Below are 15,699 nucleotides of genomic sequence, written 5' to 3'. Positions count from 1 at the left end.
TTAGTCTTCCTCCATTGGCATAACGGCATCAACCGTATAGGAAAAAGAGATATCATTAATAAAAGGCAACTGAACAACAGGCGCTTGCACCTCAACATTTACCTTTGCTTCTGTTGTACCTGGTCCTCCGGTTACGATAACATTAAGACCTGAGGCAGAATTCTCTGCAACTTGTTTCCAATTTGGATCATGGATGGCAGCTGCTCGTGCACCATCGCGAGCAGCTGATTCGGCCACAACTAACGAAAACGCAATTAAGCCAATTTGCCAGATAATTAGAATTGATAAAATGATTAAAGGGAACAAAGCAACAAATTCGATTACTTGAGAGCCTTTTTCATTGTTTGTATATTTTTTAAGGTTGCTCTTCATTTCCCCACCTGCTTACTAATTTTTAGATACCCTCAATTAACTCTTTTAACTTTGTAACAATAGCTGTTCCTATCGAATTATCACCCTGAATACCAGCTGCAATTGCACCCATAATCGCTAATACAACTAACCCTAAAGCTACCCATTCAAGCGCTTGTGCACCTCTTTCGTTTTTTACATAACGCGCATATACATTCCCAACTTTGTTCCAAGCTTTTTTTAACATACCAATAGTCCTCCTACATATTTGTTTTATAAACTATTAAATTACTGAGAAAAGAATATATCTAAACCAAATGCTTCCTTGTTATAAATAACATTTAGAGCTAATAGCCCAAGGATTAAACCAATAACAGCTGGGGCAATGAAAAACGTAGTTACAAGGGTCACTTGCGGACTTGCTTTAGCAGCTTTTTCTTTAGCAATGAACCCTCTAGTAGCGCGTAAATCTTCAGCTTGTAGCTTAAATGTTCGCGATACTGGTACACCCAGCGTAGTTCCTTGTATTAACGCATTTACAAGTGAATGAAGCTCTTTCGATGAATTTCGTCCCATTAAATTTTGATAAGCCGTAATTCGTGGAACACCTAACTCAACTTCTTTTGTAAATCTGTCTATTTCCTCACTTAGTGGTCCTTCAATTTGTTTCGTTACTTGTTTTAGTGCGCCATCCAAACTTACACCTGCGGATAGCGTGACACTGACCGTATCTAGGAAATCAGGCATCATAATACTGATCGTTTCTTGACGATGTCTCGCTTTAATAAAGAGCCAAATGCTAGGTCCAAAAAACCCACCTAAAATGGAGAGAACTACAATCTGTAACGCGAAAGGCAATCCTAAAATACCGTAAAACGATGCAAATCCTAAACCAATCATTCCTAGCACAAATCGAAAGCCATAGAAGTCCTGCAATTGAAGACCAAGCGGATTTCCTGCTTGCCCCAGATACATTTCATGTTTTGTTTTATCAGCAAAAAACGGATACTTAATTCCTACAGGTCCAGCTTGTTTCCCCCATTTAACAAGCGGGGTTAGCAACCTTTCCCTTAGCAATCTTTTATTCTTACTTTTTTTCGTTGAAAAACCGCCATTCGCCTTCAACAAATTATCTTTTTTGACTATATAAATATAGGCATATACAAGCCCGATAAACAGTAATATTAAAATCAAGATAATTAACACAAATGAAACGAAGGTTATAAACTCCATCTATCTACACCCTTATGTCTGTAATTCTTTTGATCAGGAGAAACGCTCCGAATACGATGGCAGAAAACACAGCAAAAACTAGCATTCCAAGCGGCTTGAACAAAACATTTAAAAAACCTTTAATAAACAAATTCATCATCATTGCCATTAAAAATGGCATAAAAACAAGGATGTAGGCAATCGAACGACTCTCAGCCGTTACTGTTTTAATTTCTTTATGGACGCGACTTCTTTCTTCAAGCGTTTCCGCCATATTCGATAATACTTCGGCTAAATTACCGCCAACTCGTTGCTGTATTAAAATAGTACTAACAAAAATATTAATGTCACTGCTGGACACACGTTCTTTGAACTCTGTCATGACATATTCTAAACTGTCACCTAGTTTAAGCTGGTAATCCATATTTTTGAATTCTAGCTTACTAGGTTCTTTCACATCCCTCCCAACCATTTCAATGGCTTGGGGAATAGTCTGGCCAGCTTTTATTCCGTTGGACATCATTCTGCATATTTCCGGGAGCTGTTTATTAAAGCTTTCTGTCCGTTTATCTTTTCTAGAACTTAAATAGAACTTTGATCCAAAATAGACAATGACATAAGCAAATAAAAATCCCATTAAAAATAGTAATCCTAATACAACTATATTGAAGAAAGTTAACAATCCTAACAGTAAGATATAAATCCCCATATACTCAGACGGTTTTAAAGCGATATCACCTTGAATGAGCTTTTTACGCAGCGACTCTGATATGTCTGAGGAATCAAACTTATCGCCGAAAACGAGAACAAAGCTTTTTCTTTCCTTTGTTTTTTCATGATCAAACCATTGATCAGCTCGTTTATATGCTGCCCTTGTACTTTTGCCTTTAAAAAGAAAGAAACACCCCATACAAGCTGTAAAAATGCTTGCTGTCAATAAAGCCCATGCTAAATTCATCTCACAACACCAGCTTTATTCTTTTTTATAATGTCAATCCCATAAGCAAGAAAACGATCGTAAATTTTGGGTACGTAACCGGTCGCTATAAATTCGCCTTGAATCGTTCCATCTGCATGTGTTGCACGACGTTCAAATTTATAAATATCCTTAAGTAAGAGCTCACCATCTTCCTCGACGATCTCAGAAATATGAACAATCCTTCTTTTTCCATCCGAGAATCTAGAAGTTTGAACAATTAAATCTAAGGCCCCAACAAAATAACCCCTGATTACCTCTACAGTCAGCGGCAAACCGGACATAATTACCATTGATTCTAGTCGCCCTAATGCATCTTTAGGACTGTTCGCATGAATTGTTGTCAAAGATCCTTCATGACCTGTATTCATCGCTTGAAGCATGTCGATCGCTTCAGATCCGCGAACTTCCCCAACTATAATCCGGTCAGGTCGCATACGAAGGGCGTTTTTTACTAAATGCCGAATCGTGATTTCCCCTTTGCCTTCCATATTTGGGGGGCGCGCTTCCAAACGAATTAAGTTTTCATAGGTAAATCGCAATTCAGCCATATCCTCGATCGTAACAATACGCTCTCCGTTTGGAATGGAACCGGATAATACATTTAATAATGTCGTTTTTCCACTCCCTGTTCCGCCAGATACTAGAATATTTGCTTTTGCTTTTACTGCTGCTTGCAGGAAGTCTGCCATATCTTCTGAAAAACTTCCAAAATTTCTTAGATCCTCCAAACTAAAAGGGTCTTTTTTAAATTTCCGGATTGATATCGAAGGTCCATCAACACTAATTGGAGGAATAACCGCATTCACACGGCTGCCATCTTGTAATCTAGCATCTACCATCGGTGAACTTTCATCAATCCGCCTGCCTAAAGGGGCAATAATCCGGTCAATAATGTGGCGGACATGTTGGTCATCTTTAAACTTTACATTTGATTTTTCAAGTTTCCCATGTCTTTCAATAAAAACCTCATTCGCACCATTTACCATTATTTCTGTAATCGACTCATCACGTAATAAGCTTTCAAGAGGTCCATAACCAACCGATTCATTGATAATTTGTTCGATAATTTGCTCTGTTTGATCAGAGGTGATAATCACTCGTTCCTCATTGATCATTTGAATAACTAAACGTTCAATGGTCTTTTTACGTTCCATTGGTGGGAGCATTGTAATACTTTCTAAATTGGCCTCTTTAATTAATCGATTTTTATAATGGCGAACCCACTGATCAACTTGTGTTTGGCCTACATTCCATTCCCGTTGATTTTCCTGTTTCGAGGTAAAGACGGAAGCTTTTTCTAACCAAGACATCTCCTCACCCCTTTATTCGTTTTGTTAATTCATCAATATACTTTTTCATATCAGTGGATACTTTATTTGATCCTTTGTCTTTCTTTTTCATATAAAATGCAGCTCCCATATTAATACTTGGTTGGATCGAAAAGTAATCAGAACGAATCGGACCATATGTTTCAGTATCAATAATTTTCTCAATATCTTTTTTAGTTAATTCAGATTTGGGATTAAATCGATTAATTAAAATAGATAGTTCCTCACCCCTGCCGATCTGAAATCGCTCAAAAAGATCATTCGCATACTTAAATGCTCTCAACCCAAGACTATCAGGTGTCAGGACATAATGAATATGTGTCGTTTCATTTAAACCTGTAAATGTAAAGTTATTTATCGTTGATGGCAAGTCTAAAATGACATAATCAAAATGCTTTCTAGCAACTCGAATTAATCTAGTTACCAATTCATCTGGAATTGATTCAGCTTTCGCTGGATCGGCTGGTCCGGTAATAATCGTAACCTTTGTTTCCTCATGATAATAAGCAACATTTTGTAGATGACGAATATCCATCTCATCCATAACAGGAATTAGGTCAAAATAAGAACGAAATGGTTTTGCACCAAAAAGGACATCAATATTTCCGAATTGTGCATTCAAGTCAATCAGAGCTACTTTCATTTCATGATGAACGCTCAACGTTTGAGCCGTGATTGCCGCTAGCAATGTTTTTCCACTGCCGCCTTTTGCACTGTAAAAAGCATGCACCTGCCCCGCTCCATAGCCCATGTCTGTTTCTTTTTGAAAAGTAAGCTGTTGATTGGTCACATGAATCAAATTTAACAGCCTTTGTTTCTCAATCGGAAAGATGATGACATCTTTTGCTCCGATGACAAGCCAATCACGTCCTTGTTCAAAATCATGATCAATCGCTAAACCGATTAAGACACTAGTAGACGTGGCTTGAAACTGATTAGGATCTTTTACTTCATTTAAATCCGCAAAAATATAATGAAAATGTTGTTGTTCTTGAAAGCTTCGTTTCCATTCTGTCACGACGTTTAACTCTATATTTGTTTCACTTAAAAGAGTGTGCAGCTGTTCAATCCACTCTTGATTCTTCGTAATCAATAATCCTTTAAAAGTACTCAAATATACGCACCCTTCCTAAAAATCTAGGACATCTATTCATTGGTTCAGTTTAGATGCTTTTACTAATTTGGATTTGCCCTATGAAGAGCTTTGACTTGCTCTTTTGACCTTCATTCGGTTTATGAAAGGCTTTGAACGCCATTTTTCTTCTCGGTTTCCTCTTCATTCGCCTTATGAAGAGTTTTCGCGACTATTTTTCTACTCGGTTTCCTCTTCATTCGCCTTATGAAGAGTTTTCGCGACCACTTTTCTACTCGGTTTCCTCTTCATACCCTTTATGAAGAGCTTTCGCGACCACTTTTCTTCTCGGTTTCCTCTTCATCCGCCTTATGAAGAGTTTTCGACGCCATTTCGCAACTCCGTTTCCTCTTCATTCGCCTTATGAAGAGTTTTCGACGCCATTTCGCAACTCCGTTTCCTCTTCATCCGCCTTATGAAAAGTTTTCGCCGCCATTTCGCAACTCCGTTTCCTCTTCATCCGCCTTATGAAAAGTTTTCGCCGCCATTTCGCATCTCCGTTTCCTCTTCATTCGCCTTATGAAGAGTTTTCGACGCCATTTCGCATCTCCGTTTCCTCTTCATTCGCCTTATGAAGAGTTTTCGACGCCATTTCGAAACCCCGTTTCCTCTTCATTCGCCTTATGAAAAGCTTTGACTGCTGCTACCGAACGCATATTCCTATTAAAACATCAACCTATTTCGCAGCTTTTGGCATTTCAGCTGTACTCGCTTGATTCACTCTTAGCACTCGAATTTGGACAGCTGTATTTTGGTGATGAATAATCGTTGCTGCATCATCTATTGGCAGCGCAACTTTTACCCTACCAACCGAAGATTCCGCATCTTCTTCTTCATCAGTTGAACTAGAATTAACCTCGACAACCGGGACATTGCTCAGTATTCTTTTGGTTTCAACTTTATCATTGGCATTATGATAAACCGCGATAATATCCACAAGGTCCCCAATGGCTAACTGCTGATCTTTGACCACTATTTCTGTAGCATCAAGCAAAACAACCCGTTCATTTGCTGGGATATCTAACTTACTTCTAACGAGTGAATCAGTGATTAGTTCTCCTTTTTTTAGCTCAACTAATGTTATCGTCTCTTTAAGTTCATCCATGCTCTTAATAAACGTTTCATTAGCACTTGTAGCCGGCAGATCCACCCAGTCAATGTCTGATTCACTAATTTCATGGTAGGAACTAATATTTTTAGCAGCAGCGGCAACTTTAACCATTTCACCTAGCGCTCGCTGTGCGTCGTTAATTTGAACTAATATAACACCAGCTGTTGCTACAGCTAATAAGAATGAAATCGTTAAAAAGATAATGGCCTTTCTTTTAGCATCAATCATCTAAGCACTCTCCGTTATCTATACTAAAACGTTAATAAAATTCAAATTTTGTACCTTCTGGTAGCAATAAAACTACTGCTATATTGAAACAAAGATATCAATTTTATCAGAACTGATCGGCAGACTTACTGGGTCAAGCTTATAAAAAGCAAACTCTCGATTATCAGCCGGAACTACCGTTCTTGCCGTGACATATATTTTGCCATCTGGAATATTCTTCAAAACATTTTCAAATAAAACTGACTTCGGCCCTGAGCCGATTTTTTGGTGCAAAGCCCCTTTTAACAAATGATATTTTTTTTGTTTACTAGTCTTTAATTTCAGGTAATGTGATGGCAGTTTATATTTGGAATCATTCGTTATCGTAAATTTCAAATGATCATATCGATTACATATCCGATATACATCTTCAAAAGAATGATCACGTAGTTTCTCTAAAAGAAATATCGTAAAAGCACGATTACTTGAGCCGTCCAAAAGATATAGCTTGCGGTTTGGATAACTCCAATTACTTATTCGTTTTAACAATCCGCCATCGGTTAAATATGGATCGTAAACATAAAGAAGATCGCCATACTGATCTAGGTAACTATGAATCTCTTCCAACTCATGTTGGCGCTGGCCTTTAACTAGATCAAGCTTTCGAGCAAGTAACCGATTTTGCTCATTTACAATCACGTCTTCTAGCGATAGATCTTTCTTGATTCTCGGTGTTCTAGTGAGGACATCATGTTCTAACAAACTCTTTTCAGAAAGACCTAATGATTCATCAACTATTATTTTCATGTAAAATCCTCTCTCAAATTAAGTCAGTTTTTATTAAGGGACTTGAAGACCTCTTCTCTTTTACGCTTATTTTTTTCTGAAACTTCATTTTCAACTTCTTGCTTATATTGAATTAAGGCATCATAACGCTGGTTTATACGTGTGCGCAACTTTTCGACCTCTGTTTCAGGTAATTGTTTTTCGACTTGGAGTTGATATGCAGCCTCATGCAAAATGCGTTTTTCTTCATAAGCAACATAGGCAAACGCTTTGCCAAGCTCACGAATATGTTCCCCAACTTCAACACTATGCATATTTACGTTATAACCGATGTCTGCTTTCTCAAAATTTTTCGCTGTTGTCGAACGTGCATCTTGTAAAAGATCATAAATTGTATTTGTTAATTCTATTTTTGAATTAACCGTAAAATAAGTTCCATTCCCTGCTTTAGCAGTCTCTTTTAACTGCTTTTGACCTGCATCATCAACGTTAAAACCAATAATGTTTACTTTTACATTTAAATCAGAGTTTGCTATTTTTTTAGCTTCTTCAACAGGATTTCCACCACATGTCTCAATCCCATCACTTACAATAAATAAAATGTTTTCTGACTGTTCACTAGCATTCACCTGCAAATCGCCATAACCTGCTTTAATGGTTGCTGCTAAAGGTGTCCAGCCGCTTGGTTGAAATTTTGACAAGGCAGCAGCTAACTTTGTTTCATCATAAATGTTCGATTCATACATCACTTCAGTACTCGAGCAAGATAATGTTTTATCCGCATCGCTGCCCGTTCCTTTGTGACCATAAACTCGTAATGAAATCATGCTGTCTTCAGGCAAACCGGATGTATATTCCTTGATTGCATTTTTGGCTAAATCCATTTTGACACCGCCTTGGACATGACCGGCCATGCTACCGCTTGAATCTAACTGAATGGCAATGTTTTTATAGGTTTCTTCTTCTGCAGATAAACCAAAACCACTATAATCTGGCGAAAAATTCGCCAAATCATTGTGTACTTTCTGATAATCCATACCAAACATATAAATAAGCCCACTAAAAATTTCTTCAATACTTAAATCCGTTACTTCGAACTCTTCTAATAATGAAGCCCAGGTTACTGACTCGTTATCCTGATTCATAATTGCAAGAGCATCACTTGTTTTTTTGCCGACTTCCTGTTGAACCATTTGTTTTGGATCAGCGGGTTGTTCGGGAAATTCTATTGCTTTCACCGCTGTAACAGCTTCTTCGTTTCTGGTTTCTTCAACTCTTTGCTCGCTTTCTGCTTGTGATTCTGAATTTTCATTTTTGGAACAAGCTACTAGAGCTATAGATAAAAATATTACGATAATAAAAAGGCGTTTATTAACTTTCACACATGAGCTCTCCTTGTTTCATTTTTAGAACTTTTTCAAAGCTAAAAAGATACTTTGAAATCCCTCTATTTACAGGAAATGCCACTCTGTAAATACTATAAAATTTTTATCATAGGTATGTTGTTAAGTCAATTTGACCACTATCCAAGCCAAAACCTAGCTATTAAATTATGACTATAAAACTCTCGGATTCATAATAATTAACAGGAATAAAGGCGGATGCTAAGGTAGGAATAAATGCGAGGAATGTAAAATTATTTGAAGAAAAAATCACTGTATTATTACAAATGTAACAATTACTGGGTATTTATTCTCTTTTTTTATGATCATTTTGTGAACAGCTATGAAAATGGTTTTATCCAAAAAATGAAATCGCTTTCCAAAATTCTAATTTTTAAGGACTTTTCCAACTTTTTTTTCATAAATACACAAATAAAAAAAGAGTGCCAAGGCAGACACTCTTACTTCCCGTTATGACTCTTATAGTCTAGCATTCATCTCCGTTTGGCAAATATTTGAAGTTGTTTTTCTTTCAAAATGAATGCCATTTACTAGCAATACTGAACCAAGCAGTATTACGCTAGCAGCAAAAAGCAGCGCTCCATCAAAGTTATTTGTAATTGCTGCTAGTAACCCAGCAATGGTCGGTCCTATCATTTGGCCAACTGCATAAACAGCAGTTAACGAACCAATGACCCTACTACTATTAGCCGGATACATATGCCTGGCTAATGTTGTTACGATTGCAGTAATCCCCATAAATGTAGCACCAAATAAAATAGCACTAATAACCAAACCTGTTTTTGACATTAAAAATACAGGAAATACAATACCAATAGCTTGTAATACCATTGCCACTATTAATGATTTAACAAATCCCCACTTATTTGCAAGTGTGGACCAAATGATACAAGAAGGAATAGCTGCTAAACCGACTACAAGCCAAACTATTGTTGCATTTCCATTAAAGTCTGGAATACTGTCAGCAATTAATACGATAAATGTTCCGGTTATGATATAACCGAAGCCCTCTAATCCATAAGCAATTGTTAACCAAAGGATCCATTTTTGAGGAGGAACTTGTCTGGCTTGTTCCTTGTTAGCGCCCCGTTCATTATAATAGTGATCATCTTTTAACCAAATCCAGACCACTGCACTAAAAGCTACACTTAAGACAGCTAAACCAAGCCATGCACCTTCCCAATTAAAATGATCAATTAATTCAGGAACTAATACTCCTGTTAAAAATATACCAAAGCCGACTCCGCCGTAATAAAAACCTGACCAATTGGTTTTACCTCTTTTAGCTAGCTGATCAAGCATAATGCTCGCAGATAAAACGAAGACAAACGCACTAGAAATGCCAGAAATAAACCGAAGAATATACCAAACTAGTTGTACGTGAATGAGACCCATAGCCGCTGTTGTTAGAAGGCTTATTACTATGGAAATTCGTAAGTAAAACGTTCTGCGCTGCTTAAAAGGAATAATTCCCGTTAAAGTAGCTCCGAGTAAATAACCTGCATAATTAGTTGTGGCCAATAAACCAGCAACTACATTTGAAATAGGCATATGTGGAAGAATCGGTGTATAAGCAAATCTGCCAATTCCCATCGCAATGACTAAAGAAAGGATTCCTCCTAGTAATAATAAAACATGCTTAATCAACGTTTAGCCCCCATCGCAAAATTTTGCTGCATTTCTTGTTTGTAAAAAACGAACTCTTTTTCAGTACTATTCCATCCATACAGAAGTTGATTTAATGGATAAATTTTTTTATAAAGCAGAAGCTAATTGTATCAAATCTACAAATAAAATTGGAGATGAATTTATGAGAAAAGTTGATTTTAAAAAAATCATAACTCTAAATTTAATAGTAAGCATTATATTTTGTTGCCTCATTCCTATTAGCAGCTTCGCACAAGAATCACAGCTAGCAGAAGCCCCCATTTTTATAGATGGTGAACCGTTTGACACAAAGTTTATTATGAGAGAAGGACATTTACTAGTACCTGCCCTCTTCCTCAAGCATACCGGGACGTTTGTCGACTGGAATAACGAATATCAATCTGTTGTTTTTAATGCAAAAGATAAAATGTTCGCAGTCCCCATTGGAAAAAAATTCACTGATGACTTTAATCCTCGAACTGGAACATGGGAAAGAGGAGTTCTTACAACAAAAGCCATTAAATTTCAAAACGAGGTTTTTGTACCATTAATTGATGTTGTAAAAAAATTAAATATGGATGTAAAATATGATACGACTAGCGATCGTACATATATAACAACACACTTAGATGTAAAATTTAATTCGATTAGAAATATTAACACTAATAAAAAACTAGTGGCTTTAACATTTGATGATGGACCCGAAAACCACTACACACCTCAAATTCTAGATATCTTGAAAGAAAAGGGTGTTCCTGCTACTTTTTTCGTAATGGGTCAGCAAGTGAAAGCCTATCCAAAGATCATGCAACGAATCGTTAATGAAGGACATGCAATTGGAAATCATAGTTATACACATCCTAACTTAAGCAACGAATGGTCAGCTACAGTCAGAAAAGAACTAGAATCAACATTAGCTGAAATTCAGTATAATCTTGGAATTAAACCAGATCTTCTTAGGCCGCCTTATGGATCGGTGACAAAAGCAGATGTTGCTATGATAAATAGACTTGGATTACGCAATATCATGTGGTCTGTCGATACAATGGATTGGAGCGGATTATCCTCTGAACAAATATTACAAATTGTTGAGAGACAACTTACACCAGGTGGTATTATCCTCCAACACAATTTCCAAGAAGGTCTCTTGCTAGACGGATCTGTTGAAGCCCTGCCACAAATCATAGATAACTTACATGCAAAAGGCTACAAGTTTGTTACTATACAAACTTTACTAGCAAATAATCAATGAAATAATCTTAATTAATGAAGCGCACCACTACTTTTACAAATGGTGCGCGTATTTTTTCTCATCTTAACTGAAAAAAATACTAAAATAGATGAAACCTCCTCTTATATTGAAACGTATATAAAATAAATTAATTTTAAAGGGTGATGTAATTATAAATTTCAGATAAAATAGAAATAAATTACAACAAAAAACAAGCACATTCATGGAGGAAAGTAAAATGAAAAAATTTATGTCAGTATTACTTGCAACAGCTTTACTCTTTTCACCTGTTGGTAATGCATTATTCCAAGACCAACCAACGACTGTTGAAGCAAAATCCTACAAATCGGGGAAAAAGAGCTTTAACAGCAACAACGGAGCTACCAATAATAATTCCTTTTTCCAAAAGAAACAAGACAACACAACAACCAATAAATCAACAACAACACCTACTAATCCAAAAGGTGGCTTTATGTCAGGCGGCCTAATGAAAGGCTTAATGTTAGGTGGACTTGCTGGCTTACTATTTGGTAGCTTGTTTGCAAACATGGGCATTCTTGGATCTATTTTAGGTTTGATGATCAATGTATTAGCCATCATTGTTTTAATCTCAGTAATTCGTAAAATCTTCGTCTTTTTCAAAGATAAAAAGAAAAAAGAGGATATGAATCCATGGAGAGGTTAGTTATTCCTGAGCAAGATATTATCAATGCCATTTGCGTTTATATTTCCCGTAAAAAGCATATCAAGCCCGAAGAAGTTGAAGTTGAATTAATGTATGATGATGAGTATGGTTTTTCGGCAGAAACATTTGCAAATGGGCAAAAACAAGTACTAGTTACAGGAAATATGATTGAAGCCTTACGATTGTGGCTTGAAGAGTTTTTAAATCGTGATCCGTTTGCTGGTATTCAGCTTGTACTAGATGATGATCAAGGTATCATAGCTGTTATTAATTAAAAAACACATGCAAAAACCAATCCCAGCGAACAACGGGGATTGGTTTTTTTATTTCAAAATTATAATAAATCCAGCCAATCAGTTATACTTCTTTGATATCGAAAGAGATCACTCGGTCTGTATTGGGATTATATACAACTGTACCTCTTATCTTAATTTGTTCCTGTTGAGAATGTAAAATATATTCAAAGATTTCCCTAGTTTGAGTTGGCGAAATCTGTGTTTTTCCAACTGATTTATAATCTGTTACCCGATAACCCGGATAAGCGGATTGCGTAACAGCTAATAAATATTTCCCCCATTTTTCTTGTTCCAACTCAGGTGTAGGAATAATTTCAACGTTGATCACACCGAGAGAAACATTGGCCCCTAACGCTTCAAATGCTCGACGATGTAAGTTTATTCTATTTGCTGGATAACCAGCTACCCTGTCAACTACTTCAACGAGAATTTCTCTTTGTCCAGGTTCTGATAGGTTTCGAATTTTAAGCGTTTGCCCACACTGATAAGGTGTATTTTCACCAACTGCTGCTGTCATATATTGATTATCCGACCATGGTATGTTACATTTTGTAACTTGTCCCCCGTCTGTCCAAGTCGCTTGACCTGTAATTCGATAATCAGAATAATAAGGGCTTATTGCTGGACTTCTATAATATGGATGATATGCTTGAGGTTGTTGGTAATATGGCACATGTTGATAATAGCCATTTACATACGGGTTTCCATAATAATTAGACATAGTCATTCCTCCAGTATGAAAGATACTGTAACATATGCACTAGGAAGGTTGGTTGGTGACTGAAATTTTATTCCGTTTTCGACAAGTGCCAGGCACTGGTCGAAGAAAACCACTGAGTTGTTGACACAAAGTTAATTTTATGGTATTTATTTTGTGTTAGCACTCACTCAGCCAGAGTGCTAGACCAGCACCTATTGCTCACAGAGCAATGCACTTATTTTTACTACATATATAATCATTTAATTTATGAGGTTATTTTGAAAGGAGCGAGTTATGATATGGCTAAAAAAGAGTTTCAAGCTGAATCAAAAAGATTATTAGAAATGATGATTAACTCTATTTATTCACACAAAGAAATCTTTTTAAGAGAGTTAATTTCAAACGCAAGTGATGCCATTGATAAAATGTATTACAAAGCACTAACAGACGACTCTATTAATTTTGAAAAAGAACAGTACTATATCAAAGTAGTCGCTGATAAAGAAAATCGAACATTGCAAATTGTCGACACTGGTATTGGGATGACCCAAGAAGAGCTAGAAAAAAATCTTGGAATTATTGCTAAAAGTGGCTCTTTAGCATTCAAAACTGAAAATGAGTTAAAAGATGGCCATGATATTATTGGACAATTTGGGGTCGGCTTTTATTCGGCCTTTATGGTTGCGGATGTCGTCACAGTGGTTACGAAAGCTTTCGGAAGTGAACAGGCCTATAAATGGGAATCTACTGGTGCAGACGGATATACGATGGAACCTGTCGAAAAAGAAACTGTAGGCACCGAAATCACTCTAAAAATTAAAGAAAACACAGAAGATGAAAACTATGATGAGTTTTTACAAGAATATCGCTTAAAAGCAATCATAAAGAAATACTCTGATTTTATTCGCTATCCAATTAAAATGGACACAACAGTAAGCCGTCCTAAAGAAGACAGTGAGAATGAATTTGAGGATGTAAAAGAAGAACAAATCGTCAATAGCATGGTACCAATTTGGAGAAAGAATAAAAACGAGCTTACGGATGAAGATTATGAGAACTTTTATAACGAAAAACGTTATGGGTTCGACAAACCGCTTAAGCATATTCATATTAGCGTAGATGGTGCGGTACGATATAATGCAATTTTGTTTATTCCTGAAACTATACCATTTGACTATTATTCTAAGGAATTTGAAAAAGGCTTAGAGCTATACTCAAGTGGCGTTTTAATTATGGAAAAATGCGCAGATCTGTTACCTGACTACTTTAGCTTTGTTAAAGGAATGGTTGATTCAGAGGATCTATCTCTTAATATCTCAAGAGAAATCTTACAGCATGATCGCCAATTAAAATTAATTGCAAAAAATATTAAAAATAAAATCAAAAGCCAGCTTCAAAGTCTCCTAAAAGATGAAAGAGACAAATACGAGAAATTCTATCAATCATTTGGCAGACAATTAAAGTATGGTGTATATAGTGATTTTGGTGCTAATAAGAGTGACTTGCAAGACTTATTAATGTTCTACTCTTCTAAGGAAAAGAAGCTTGTTACATTAGATGAATACGTATCAAGAATGCCTGAAGATCAAAAATATATTTACTATGCAGCTGGTGAATCCAATGAACGAATTGAAAAGCTGCCACAAACAGAATTAGTTGCTGAAAAAGGCTATGAAATTCTATACTTCACCGATGATATCGATGAATTTGCCATTAAAATGCTAATGAATTATAAAGAAAAAGAATTTAAATCCGTTTCAAGCGGTGATCTAGGTATTGAAGAAGATAGCCAAAACAGCACTGAAACAGAAGAAAAAGAAAACAAGGATTTGTTCGGCTATATGAAAGAGGTACTAGCAGGTAAGGTTAAGGACGTAAAAGCATCGAAACGCTTAAGATCACATCCTGTATGTTTATCAACTGAAGGCGAAGTAACAATCGAGATGGAAAAAATACTTCAAGCGATGCCTGATAATCAAAATATTAAAGCTGATAAAATCCTTGAAATCAATGTAAACCATGATGTTTTTAAATCACTAAAGTCTTCGTTCGAAACAGATAAAGAAAAATTAAATCTTTACACAAACCTTCTATATAGCCAAGCATTATTAATCGAAGGTTTACCAATCGAAGATCCAGTTGAATTCACAAATGATGTATGTAAAATAATGGTGTAAAAAAGCTTGGGGAAATCCCAACGGGTTTACTTGTGAGGTGCAAAACGGTAAATCGCAGACCGAATCAAATAGCAAATCACATAAACTTCACAGTAAAAAGGATTAGAGATGCAATATCTCTAATCCCTTTTTACTTTTCATTTTCCCCCGAAACCATCCGTAAGTTGTCCAATTTCATTAGATGCTAAAGCGAGTTTGATATATAAGCGGAGAAATTTCGCTTAATTAGGAAATGGCACTGAAAATAGCTTAAATAGACGGAAAGATTCCGCCTATTTACTCGAAAAACGTAAAAATGGGTACCTTTGCTTTGCTTAATCGGAAAATCTCCGCTTATATACCCCAAACCAAGCTCTATCCTGCTGTTTAACCGAAAAATCTCCGCTTAATATTAATAACTCTAGTTACTCAATTATAATCTACATACTCAATCTCAAAATCAAGCACCCTCCAA

Annotated in this window: 15 protein-coding genes; 4 read left to right on the top strand and 11 right to left on the bottom strand. The window is 36.2% G+C overall.

Annotated elements, in window-relative coordinates:
• The 10 genes from C1724_RS23165 to C1724_RS23120 all read right to left on the bottom strand — a co-directional run bounded on the left by C1724_RS23165 (nt 1) and on the right by C1724_RS23120 (nt 10,156).
• A complete protein-coding gene (locus tag C1724_RS23165) occupies nt 1–372 on the bottom strand; it encodes a TadE/TadG family type IV pilus assembly protein (RefSeq protein ID WP_102349125.1) in 372 nt (123 codons plus the stop codon).
• Nucleotides 373–394: 22 nt separating this feature from the next.
• On the bottom strand, nt 395–598 hold the full coding sequence (locus C1724_RS23160; protein ID WP_102349124.1) for a hypothetical protein: 204 nt from the start codon (nt 596–598) through the stop codon (nt 395–397).
• Nucleotides 599–639: 41 nt separating this feature from the next.
• On the bottom strand, nt 640–1,584 hold the full coding sequence (locus C1724_RS23155) for a type II secretion system F family protein (RefSeq protein WP_102349123.1): 945 nt from the start codon (nt 1,582–1,584) through the stop codon (nt 640–642).
• A 4-nt stretch (nt 1,585–1,588) separates the two neighbouring features.
• Nucleotides 1,589–2,521 (bottom strand): type II secretion system F family protein, encoded by a 933-nt coding sequence (locus C1724_RS23150; RefSeq protein ID WP_102349122.1) that lies wholly within the window; start codon nt 2,519–2,521, stop codon nt 1,589–1,591.
• A complete protein-coding gene (locus C1724_RS23145) occupies nt 2,518–3,852 on the bottom strand; it encodes a CpaF family protein (RefSeq protein ID WP_102349121.1) in 1,335 nt (444 codons plus the stop codon). The genes C1724_RS23150 and C1724_RS23145 overlap by 4 nt, the downstream gene beginning before the upstream one ends.
• Before the next feature lie 4 nt (nt 3,853–3,856).
• The gene (locus C1724_RS23140; protein ID WP_102349120.1) at nt 3,857–4,984 is read right to left on the bottom strand and encodes an AAA family ATPase; all 1,128 of its coding nucleotides are present in this window, start codon (nt 4,982–4,984) and stop codon (nt 3,857–3,859) included.
• Nucleotides 4,985–5,678: 694 nt separating this feature from the next.
• A complete protein-coding gene (gene cpaB / locus C1724_RS23135; protein WP_102349119.1) occupies nt 5,679–6,341 on the bottom strand; it encodes a Flp pilus assembly protein CpaB in 663 nt (220 codons plus the stop codon).
• Nucleotides 6,342–6,419: 78 nt separating this feature from the next.
• Complete coding sequence (locus C1724_RS23130; RefSeq protein WP_102349118.1) at nt 6,420–7,127, bottom strand: hypothetical protein; 708 nt, start codon at nt 7,125–7,127, stop codon at nt 6,420–6,422.
• A gap of 23 nt (nt 7,128–7,150) precedes the next feature.
• Nucleotides 7,151–8,488: a VWA domain-containing protein gene (locus tag C1724_RS23125; RefSeq protein WP_102349117.1), complete on the bottom strand. Its 1,338-nt coding sequence runs from the start codon at nt 8,486–8,488 to the stop codon at nt 7,151–7,153.
• A 480-nt stretch (nt 8,489–8,968) separates the two neighbouring features.
• Nucleotides 8,969–10,156: a YbfB/YjiJ family MFS transporter gene (locus tag C1724_RS23120; protein ID WP_258000511.1), complete on the bottom strand. Its 1,188-nt coding sequence runs from the start codon at nt 10,154–10,156 to the stop codon at nt 8,969–8,971.
• Nucleotides 10,157–10,319: 163 nt separating this feature from the next.
• Between C1724_RS23120 and C1724_RS23115 the strand changes: the two genes are divergently transcribed.
• The 3 genes from C1724_RS23115 (at nt 10,320) to C1724_RS23105 (ending at nt 12,347) form a co-directional block, all read left to right on the top strand.
• Nucleotides 10,320–11,408, top strand: coding sequence for a polysaccharide deacetylase family protein (locus tag C1724_RS23115; RefSeq protein ID WP_102349334.1), 1,089 nt, complete (start codon nt 10,320–10,322; stop codon nt 11,406–11,408).
• 217 nt (nt 11,409–11,625) lie between these two features.
• Complete coding sequence (locus C1724_RS23110; protein ID WP_102349116.1) at nt 11,626–12,072, top strand: hypothetical protein; 447 nt, start codon at nt 11,626–11,628, stop codon at nt 12,070–12,072.
• On the top strand, nt 12,060–12,347 hold the full coding sequence (locus C1724_RS23105; protein ID WP_102349115.1) for a YxcD family protein: 288 nt from the start codon (nt 12,060–12,062) through the stop codon (nt 12,345–12,347). The genes C1724_RS23110 and C1724_RS23105 overlap by 13 nt, the downstream gene beginning before the upstream one ends.
• 82 nt (nt 12,348–12,429) lie before the next feature.
• On the opposite strand, the gene C1724_RS23100 is transcribed toward C1724_RS23105, so the two are convergent.
• Entirely contained in the window at nt 12,430–13,089 is a 660-nt protein-coding gene (locus tag C1724_RS23100; RefSeq protein WP_102349114.1) for a DUF3889 domain-containing protein, read from the bottom strand.
• Between the two features lie 278 nt (nt 13,090–13,367).
• Here C1724_RS23100 and htpG point away from each other — a divergent pair, with 278 nt between their 5' ends.
• Entirely contained in the window at nt 13,368–15,245 is a 1,878-nt protein-coding gene (gene htpG, locus C1724_RS23095) for a molecular chaperone HtpG (RefSeq protein WP_102349113.1), read from the top strand.
• Nucleotides 15,246–15,699 lie beyond the last annotated feature (454 nt).

The organism is Bacillus sp. Marseille-P3661 (assembly GCF_900240995.1).
In the GTDB taxonomy this organism is placed as follows: domain Bacteria; phylum Bacillota; class Bacilli; order Bacillales; family Bacillaceae_J; genus OESV01.
The sequence above is the reverse complement of the archived record's forward strand: the minus strand, read 5'-3'. Positions and strand labels throughout refer to the sequence as shown.